This is a genomic window from Streptomyces sp. BK340, from assembly GCF_007827595.1.
Taxonomy (GTDB): Bacteria; Actinomycetota; Actinomycetes; order Streptomycetales; family Streptomycetaceae; genus Streptomyces.
The window spans coordinates 1-8,648 of record NZ_VISR01000063.1 but is presented as its reverse complement, the minus strand read 5'-3'; the positions used below and the strand labels follow the sequence as shown (position 1 = coordinate 8,648).

The 8,648-nt window shown below is 66.3% G+C and carries 8 protein-coding genes; 6 read left to right on the top strand and 2 right to left on the bottom strand.

All coding sequences use genetic code 11. The features are described 5' to 3' along the window. Nucleotides 1-941: AfsR/SARP family transcriptional regulator (locus FB157_RS46885; protein WP_186582021.1), on the bottom strand; the 941-nt coding region annotated here is incomplete at its 3' end. Nucleotides 942-2,123: 1,182 nt separating this feature from the next. On the opposite strand from FB157_RS46885, the gene FB157_RS46880 reads away from it, so the two are divergent. Together FB157_RS46880 and FB157_RS46875 are read left to right on the top strand one after the other, a co-directional pair. After that, on the top strand, nucleotides 2,124-3,056 hold the full coding sequence (locus tag FB157_RS46880; RefSeq protein WP_145887955.1) for a LysR family transcriptional regulator: 933 nt from the start codon (nucleotides 2,124-2,126) through the stop codon (nucleotides 3,054-3,056). Nucleotides 3,057-3,164: 108 nt separating this feature from the next. Beyond that, entirely contained in the window at nucleotides 3,165-3,521 is a 357-nt protein-coding gene (locus FB157_RS46875; RefSeq protein ID WP_145887953.1) for a hypothetical protein, read from the top strand. On the opposite strand, the gene FB157_RS46870 is transcribed toward FB157_RS46875, so the two are convergent. Then, a protein-coding gene (locus FB157_RS46870) for an IS5 family transposase (RefSeq protein WP_145887951.1) occupies nucleotides 3,511-4,331 on the bottom strand; the annotation gives its coding sequence in 2 pieces (ribosomal slippage) (nucleotides 3,511-3,981 and nucleotides 3,984-4,331; 819 coding nt in all). The two genes, FB157_RS46875 and FB157_RS46870, sit on opposite strands and share 11 nt — an antisense overlap. 277 nt (nucleotides 4,332-4,608) lie before the next feature. On the opposite strand from FB157_RS46870, the gene FB157_RS46865 reads away from it, so the two are divergent. The 4 genes from FB157_RS46865 to FB157_RS46850 all read left to right on the top strand — a co-directional run bounded on the left by FB157_RS46865 (nucleotide 4,609) and on the right by FB157_RS46850 (nucleotide 8,137). Then, entirely contained in the window at nucleotides 4,609-5,340 is a 732-nt protein-coding gene (locus FB157_RS46865) for a glutamine amidotransferase-related protein (protein WP_145887949.1), read from the top strand. Between the two features lie 259 nt (nucleotides 5,341-5,599). Then, nucleotides 5,600-6,346 carry a hypothetical protein gene (locus FB157_RS46860; RefSeq protein ID WP_145887948.1) on the top strand — a complete coding sequence of 249 codons (747 nt, stop codon included), beginning with the start codon at nucleotides 5,600-5,602 and terminating at the stop codon, nucleotides 6,344-6,346. Between the two features lie 203 nt (nucleotides 6,347-6,549). Next, nucleotides 6,550-7,197 (top strand): response regulator transcription factor, encoded by a 648-nt coding sequence (locus tag FB157_RS46855; RefSeq protein ID WP_186582020.1) that lies wholly within the window; start codon nucleotides 6,550-6,552, stop codon nucleotides 7,195-7,197. Between the two features lie 334 nt (nucleotides 7,198-7,531). After that, entirely contained in the window at nucleotides 7,532-8,137 is a 606-nt protein-coding gene (locus FB157_RS46850) for an isoprenylcysteine carboxylmethyltransferase family protein (RefSeq protein ID WP_145887944.1), read from the top strand. The last annotated feature ends 511 nt before the right edge of the window (nucleotides 8,138-8,648 follow it).

The following is an 8,648-nucleotide window of genomic DNA, read 5'->3' as shown; positions in this document are numbered from 1 at the left end:
CGGACCACGGTGGCTGTTTTGCCCGAGCCTGCGGGTCCCACGAGCAGGGACAGCCCGCCGCCGGTCTGTCCCTCGCCGCATTCGCGGTCGAGCCACCGGAACTCCTCGGTCCGGCCGACGAAGCCGGCGCTCTGCCGGGGGAGCTGCCGGGGAGCCGTGCTCACCGCCGATTGCGGGAACAGTGAGCCGAAAGCTGTGGCGGCGGCCGGCGGCGGTGTGGAGCCGGTTGTGGGCGGTGCTATGGGGACCAGTACGGCGTGGGCCAGATCGGAGTCCTCAAGGGCGGCCTGGAGGAGGGGGCCGGGGCTGATGCCGAGGTGGTCTTCGAGCCGGGCGCGGGTGTTGCGGTAAACCTCGAGTGCGTCCCGTCGACGTCCGGCCTGTTGCAGGCATCGGATGAGCAGAGCGAGGGTGGGCTCGCGCAGACTGCATGCGCGGACCACCTGTTCCAGGGCCGGCACGGCGTTGGCACCGGTGCCGAGCCGCAGTTCGCGTTCGGCCCAGACCTCCACCGCGCGGCATCGGGCGTCGTCCAGGCGGCTGGTCAGTGCACGCCGCAACGGGGTGTCGGGCAGATCGGCCAGAGCGGGGCCCTGCCACAGTCCGAGGGCCTGCCGCAGCAGCCGTGCGGCTTCGGCGTCGTCGCGCAGGTCGGCGGCCCGAGTGGCGAGGTCCTGGAAGCGGCATGCGTCCACTGCGTCTGGGTCGCCGGTCAGGAGATACCCGGGGGACCGGGTGAGAAGTACGAAGGACGTGTCCTGCAGTACCTTGCGAAGCGCGGCAACATGCACCTGGAGCGCTGCTTTCGCCCTGGCGGGGGGCTCCCCGTCCCAGAGAAGTTCAAAGAAGCGCTCTACGGGCACTCTGCGGCCGAGCTCCAGGGCGAGCAGGGCCAGCACACCGCGGCGCTTCGCCCCGGCGACCTCAGCAGTGCTCCCCACTCCGGTGTGGAGCTCCACAGGACCAAGCAGCTGAATCCGCATGTCTTCCATCCGCAGAGAACCATCACTAAACGAGATCACCCGAGGGCCTGTCCGAAGGCTCCCCGCGTTTGTCTGCCGAAGAGGTCTGCCGTCGGTCTCGGCGTGCATTCCGGTGAGCCGCGGCGATTTCGAGGGCCTGTACTTCATGCATCAGCACCGATCGCGAACGCGTGGTACCTGTCGAGAGTCGCCCGTGGGGACGTCATCCATCTGCTGTCAGACCGCCCAACATCATGGTCGATGCGCCCAATCGCAGAGCGGATCGCCCGCTGGCCGGGTGCCAGGCTCCGGGGAATGTGTTCCAGCTACTGGAACGAGAGGTACGCACCGAGCCCACGGCCGCCCTACGCTGGCCACGGGTGGCAAGGCCGCCAGATTTTGCCCTGGCGGGGGGCTCCTCGTCCCAGTGACGTGCGGATAAGCGCTCTACGGGCAGTCTGCGGCCGAGCAGGGCCAGCACACCGCGGCGCTTCGCCCCGGCGACCTCAGCAGTGCTCCCCGTTCCGGTGTGGAGCTCCACAAGACCAAGCAGCTGAATCCGCATGTCTTCCGTCCACAGAGAACCGTTACTGGGCGAGTTCGCCGGAGGCCTGTCCGAAGGCTCGCTTCCCGTGCTCGTATTCCGGGCGGGTCTGCGGTCGGGCTCGGCGCACACTCCCGTGAGTATTGGCCGGTCCGAGGGTGTGTTCTTCATACAGGAGCACCAAGATCGCGATCAAAATTCGTTATGGCCGACAAAGGGCCGACACGTCATCTGCCACCGAGTGCCGTGCGGCGTGGCGAGTCCGACAGCGCCTACGGCCATCCGGACGGCACGCAACAGCGGGGGCAAGGGCGACAACGGGGCCCGCCGGATCCGGCCAGCAGGACCCCGTTGCCCAGTTCGATGACCTCTCGCCAGCCGGTGCATACCGGGCAGCTCGGTCCGGAGTGAGTGTGCCCGTCGTCGGAGATGCCTCTGCTCCTGACGGAGTCAGGGGCGACCTTGCGCGACCGCGGGATCCGAGGCTGATAACCAGGCGGCGTGCCAGGCTCGCCTTCACGAGCGGGAGCTTCCGTCGTCATACGGACATCGTGGACCGAAGAACTGCTGCAGCACCAACGATGATTTCTGCATCCAGCATTAGCGATAATGATGGGATGGATCCGCATCTTCTGCGCACGTTTGTGACCGTCGCCCGCTGCGGGTCGTTTTCCGAGGCGGCCCGCGAACTGGGGTACACTCAGTCGGCTGTGTCCCAGCACATCGCCGCATTGGAGTCCGAACTGGGCGCGCCCATCCTGGATCGCCGCCCGGTGGCCCCGACCAGTCTCGGAGCGCGTCTCCTCGAGCACGCCGGTCCCCTCCTGCTGCGCCTGGACGCCGCGCGCGCGGACATGGCACGCCTAACGTCGGCCCCGGTCTCCCGTGTGACTGTGGGTGTCTCACCACTGGCCCTTAGCCCCGACTTCACCCGGAGGCTCACAGAGGTCTGCCAGGCGTCGCCCACCCTTGAAATTACGGTGCGCGCCCTAAGCTCACAGGCGATCCCCGCCGAGGTAGCGAAGGGAACCGTTGACCTTGGCGTGGTCGATGGCATGGCCGCGCCCAACGACCCCCTCAACCTGCCCGACATTGCGCCGCTCACGACCGCACCCGTCAGCGAGCGGCCGATCGCCGTGGTGCTCCCGACGATGCATCCGCTGGCCGGGCGGGCCAGCCTGTGCCTGAGCGATCTCATCGACGCCCGATGGATCGATGCACCCGAGATCGCCGTTCCGCTGGTTCAGCTGCGCACAGTCACCGAGTCCGACGGATACCGTGCCTTCCTGCGTTACGAAGGCACCGATGTTCAGGGACTCATCGCCCTTGTCGGCGCTGGATACGGTCTCGTACTGCTGCCCCATACGGCCGTGAACCGTTTCCCCGATGTCACCGCGGTCCCCATCCGCGAGCCGAGACTCGTCCACCGCATCGAGCTGCTCCACAGCAGGATCCTGGACGGCTGCGCCAAGCAGCTCGCATTGGCGCTCGCGGCCGATGGCGAGTCACTGACAGAGGATCGATTTGATTCACTTCATGCGACTGAATGAACACTAAAAGTCATGAACGTCGTGCACTTAGACACCGTTTCCTTTGGCTGTTGCGAGTGCTGTTGGCTGGCTCAAAGGTCCGTCAGCGCGGTGTGAGAGCCTCCGGGCATGAGCTACGACCTGGCTGTCTGGGAAGGCGAACGGCCGGCGAACGACAAGATCGCCAGCCGGGTCTTCAACGACCTATACGACCGCTATCTCGACGGTGAGACCCAGAAACCTCCGTCCGAGCGCATCGCGGCCTACGTCACCGCACTTCTTGAGCGGTGGTGCGACATCACCGAGGACAGGGAAGAGACCTCGCCGTGGTCGGTCGGACCGTTGATCGACAGCGCAAGTGGTCCGCTCATCTACTTCGGGATGGGCTGGAGCAGGGCCGAGGAAGCCTCGGCCTACGCGGCAGACCTGGCAGATGTGATGGGGCTGATCTGCTTCGACGTGCAGGAAAACCGGCTCAGACCCTGAGAACCGTGGCCAATCGTCGATAGCCGATGAGGGCTGCGGCGATGCCGACGAAGGCGAGGAAGTGCTCGGCCTTGCGTTCGTAGCGACGGTGCAGGCGACGGCATCCAGCCAGCCAGGACACCGTCCGCTCGACGACCCAACGGTGTCGGCCCAGCCGCTGCGAGGACTCGATGCCTTTGCGGGCGATGCGATGGCGGATGCCCCGCTTGCGCAGCCATCGACGCAGGTGGTCGTAGTCGTATCCCTTGTCGGCGTGGAGCTTGACCGGTCGCCGGCGGCGCGGGCCGCGCCGGGAGCGGATCGGCGGAATCCCGCGCACCAGGGGCTTCAGGCCAAGGCTGTCGTGCATGTTGGCGCCGGAGATGCCCAGCGATAGGGGCAGACCGTTCCGGTCGGTGAGCAGGTGGATTTTCGATCCAGGCTTGCCTCGGTCGGTCGGATTCGGTCCGGTCAGGGGCCCCCTTTTGCGGCCCTGAGGCTGACGGAGTCGATGGCGCACCGTGACCAGTCCAGCTCGCCTCGGACGCCGAGTTCGTCGAGGAGGATCCGGTGGAGCCTGGCCCAGACCCGATCCTGGCTCCACTGGGCGAAACGCCGGTAGACCGTCGGCCAGGCGGGGCCGAACACCGGGGGCAACTGCCGCCAGGTGCAACCCGAGGTGGCTACGAAGATGATCGCCGCCAGGCATTCGCGGTCACCGGCCCGCCGTCGGCCGCCGCCTTGCGGACGTATGACCTCCGTCGGCGGAACCACCCGCTGGAACAGGATCCACAACTCGTCGGGTACCAACCGCTCAACCAGACCAGTCATGCAAGGCTCAACGGATGATCACGCCATAAGAAGCGACGTCTTAGAGCCAGAGAAGGTGCATCGGCCTAGGGGCCCAGACGCGGTTCGGCGGAGGTCAGCATCGCCTGAGACCGGTGCGGTCAACCCCACGTACCCGTGCGCAGCAAGATCAGCCCGAGCTGGCCGTCCTCCGCGGCCGCGAAAGATGCTGGATGTACCCGCGGGTCATCACCATCGCTAATGCGACATCGCCAAATCATCGTTGGCCATGTAGTCCGTTGAGGGCCACGATGTCTGCATGCCTCCACTTTGGTCCCTCTCCACACCGCGTCTCGCGCTCGTTGGTGATCGTTCCCCCAGCAACCGTGCGCACGTCCGCATGCCCTGGCTCCTTGACGAGCTCGCCCAGAGGGATCGGCTCGTCCTGGACGCCTACTGGATTTCGTCCGAAGACGCGGAGGCCCCAGACGCGCTCGATGGCTTCGACGCCATCTGGCTGGTGCCCGGAAGCCCCTATCGAAGCGAGGCCGGCGCTGTTGCGGCCATTCGTACTGCACGGGAGCGCAAGATCCCGTTCCTGGGCACCTGCGGTGGCTTTCAGCACGCGCTCGTGGAGTACGCGCGCAACGTATGCGGACTCACGAACGCCAGCCACGCCGAGAACCAGCCGCTAGGGGACGACAAGGTGATCATCCCCATGGGCTGCTCCCTTGTAGGTCACGAAGGCACAGTCCTCGTGGAACCCGGTTCCCTGGCGGAGCGCGTTCTGGGGGCTGAGCGCACGGTGGAGCGGTATCACTGCTCCTACGGACCGAATCCGGACTACGTGGACATCCTGCGCGGGCGCGGACTCTGCTTCAGCGGCGCCGACGACGCGGGCGAGGTACGCATCGCGGAACTGCCGGACCACCCGTTCTTCTTCGCAACGCTCTTCCAGCCCGAACTGGCCAGCCCGGGCACGCTGACCCACCCGATCATGAGGGCCATGGCCACCGCTGCAAATGAGCACGCCGCGATGGTTCGCATCTGAACCGCTGACCAGGCCGGATAGTTCACGTTCCCGGCTCGCTCCCATATGGGACGTACGGCGCACCTTCACCGATGATCGCGGCTCGCTGCCGCTCCGACGGCTGCCCCGTCCTGGTGATCACTGAACTTCTCGAACCGGCTGCCCCGTAGACAGTTTTCGAGACAGCTTGCGCGACTTTCGAGCATCCGCCGAGAAAGACATCGCGAAATTTGGAGTCCCCCTCGCTGTACGTCAGAAAGGCACCACAATGCTTCACACCGTGGGTTCCCCCCAGGTCAGTGCAAGGGCCACCGCACCTGCAGCAGTTGTGATCACTCTGGGGGCGTCGACTGGCCAGCGGGACCTCACCAAGACCCTGCTCTCCCGACTTCCCGTCTTCGAATGGGGTTCCCTCGCGGCCCTTGAGATGCTTCTCGACTTTCCGAACACGCTGGCCATACTGGACGTGCGCGCTCCGGCCACAGCGCAGGACATCCAGCGCAGGGTCAGCGCGCTCCGGCTGGCTGCCTCCGTCACGGTCCTCGTCCCGGCGGATGTCAGCGCAACCCGCTTGTTCGAAGCCGGAGCGACCAATGTTCTCTCGAGGGATCTGCCTCTCCGGGAGCTCGGTGCCCGCCTGGAGGCGGACCGGCGATGGCTGTCCGTACCACCGCAGCGTCACCAGTGGGAGACGGCTGAAACGCACGACCGGCTGAGCGAGTGGTCAGAATGGGGACTTCAGGGTTCTCAGAGGGTCCTGCTGCGTCTGTTCCTGGAGCGACCGGGGCCCTTCTGCATCAACGACCTGAGGCGCCTGCTGGGGGCGGCGGATAGGCCCCTCAGCCTGCGCACCATGCGATACCGCATGGAGCGCGTCGAGCCACTCCTGGCCCAGTTCGACCTGACTCTGCGCAGGAACTACGTCTGGGGGTGCGACAGCTATGAAGTGGTGCCTGTCGACGACCGTAGTGGTGCCTTCCGCCCGCCGATGATGTGGGCGCCCTTCCGGAAGATGAAGATGGCGTGAATGGGAGAGCGTCACAGCAACCGAGGTCTGGATCTCCTCGCCATTCCGAGATGATTCCGACTCCGATCCCTCCCGCCCCGGCTCCCACGGGGCACGGCACATATGTCGAAGGTACGAGCCCGGCCACGGATCTGTGTGCACACAAACCGCCCGACGACCAAGGGACTGTCCAGCGGCGGTGTGGCTGCTGTGAGGGAGCGCGAGTGCTGCGGGTCGCTGTGGTGGACGAGTGCCCGATTGCACTACGGGGGCTGGCCGCAATCTTTGCGGATCAGGCGGACATGCAAGTGGTGGCAGCCGTGCCGTCTCCCGCACACTTGCCACGTGAGGAAGACGGTCGGGTGATGGCCGATGTGGTGCTCTGCGATTTTGACCGTCCACAGTGCAAGGTGACGTCGGAAGCAAATGTCCGCTCCTTGTCTGCGTCCGCGGACTTGCTGGTGATGTCGGACTCATGGGAAGCATGGGAAGCGGAAGACGTGCTGGTCTTCATGCTCCGGACCGGTGCCCGAGGTTTCATACCCAAGAATGCGACTGAAGGCACCTATATCAAGGCTGTCCGCCAGGTGGCGGCAGGCGGGGTGTACGTGCCCTCGCGTTCTGATCAATTGAAGGAAATGTCCGGAGCTGATACGGAAGCAGCCCCTGTGCCTTCGCTGTCGCCGCGGGAGCGGGAAGCGCTGGTCTGGATAGCAGGGGGCTATACCCATCAACAGGCTGCCGTTCGCATGGGTGTGTCTAAGGCCACCGTCGACACCTTAGTTGCTCGGATCCGCGCCAAACTGGGCGTGGGGAACAAGGCCGAGCTCACTCTGGCTGCATTGCGCTACCTCCGATCAGGGACGGATTAGGCCGCGATGAGGTCCCGGTGGTCGTCTTTGGCGGGGCGGCGGTTCGCCCGGGGCTCCCGTGCTGCCGCCGGCCTGGACGATGTGCCATTCTCGTCGTGCTGGACGCGCACTTGTCGCTGGTCCGGGCCAGGTTGGCGAGTTGCTCGACCTGGGCGCTGGTGATGACTGCGCCACGCAGCGCAGCTACGAGTGCGCGTACGAGGCCGAGGTGGCCATGTCTTGAGCGTCTTCGCCGAGTTGGAGGAACACAGGTGACCACAGTGAATCTCGGACTATGGGCTTGCGGCTGCCGTTCGGGCTGTGTGTGCGGCATCCCGGTTGTGGAGGCGGGCCGGTGAACAACTGGGCATGGGCAGCGCTCGCCCTCTACCTGGGATGGGCCGTATTCGCTTTCGGTATTCGGTCCGTTCTCCAGCGCCGCCATACCGGAGACGCGGGCTTCCGTGGCATCTCCGGCACCCCCGGCGAAGCCTCCTGGTGGGCCGGTGTGCTGTTCGTCGCCGCTCTGCTGGGCGGAGCCGCCGCCCCGGTGGCGGCGCTCGCCGGGCTCCCCACGCTGGAGGGCGATGCGGCGCTGCACGGGGTCGGCCTGGCCCTCACCCTGGCTGGGATGGCACTCACTACACTCGCCCAGCTGGCCATGGGCGCCTCGTGGCGGATCGGAGTGGACTCCGATGAGCGCACCGTGCTGGTCACATCCGGGATGTTCGCCCACGTGCGCAACCCCGTTTTCACCGCGATGGCCGTCACCGCGCTCGGACTCGGGCTGATAGTGCCCAACCTGATTGCAGGCGCCGCCTTCGTGGCCCTGATTGCGGCGGTGCAGTTGCAGGTCCGGGTGGTCGAGGAGCCCTATCTCGCCTCCGCCCACGCTGACGAGTACGCCGCCTATGGCGCCCGAACCGGACGCTTCCTCCCAGGGCTGGGTCGACGAACGTGATGCCTCACCCCCTCAACCGAGAATCCCGTGTGACCGTGCCACCGGCCCCTGGCCCGGTATTCCTGGGCACTGGCATAGGCAAGCGGGGCCGGGCAGGCGGCATGCCAGTCACAGGGAAGTCCTGAACCCGCCGTCGGGCAGTTTGCGCAGCCTGCGGCGGTCGCCCAGTCTGACCAGCCTCCCACGTAGAGGCTTCCAGCTTGGCCCGCACGCTGACGTCCACTCCCAATACTTCTCCGACCTGCTGGGCCGTGATCGGTCCGGCGGCCTGCCGACGGCGAGAATGCGTTGGTAGTCCCCCCAGCCGCCGGCGCGACCGAGGGGCGTTCCGGCGAACGGTTCGATCACACGCTCAAGGGCCTTTCGACAGCAGCAAGTTCGTCCCGCTCAGCCCTTGCCTCCGCGCGCTGCTTGGTTACTGACCTTCAAAGCGTGGTGTCGTAGGGGCTGACGTCTCGTGATCGCTGCGGTATGCCGACCGCATGAGGTATGCACAAGGGGGCGGGCTGAC

Coding starts and splice junctions, on each gene's coding strand:
- FB157_RS46865 (WP_145887949.1), top strand. CDS start 4,609: ATGCCTCCACTTTGGTCCCTCTCCACACCGCGTCTCGCGCTCGTTGGT.
- FB157_RS46880 (WP_145887955.1), top strand. CDS start 2,124: ATGGATCCGCATCTTCTGCGCACGTTTGTGACCGTCGCCCGCTGCGGG.
- FB157_RS46875 (WP_145887953.1), top strand. CDS start 3,165: ATGAGCTACGACCTGGCTGTCTGGGAAGGCGAACGGCCGGCGAACGAC.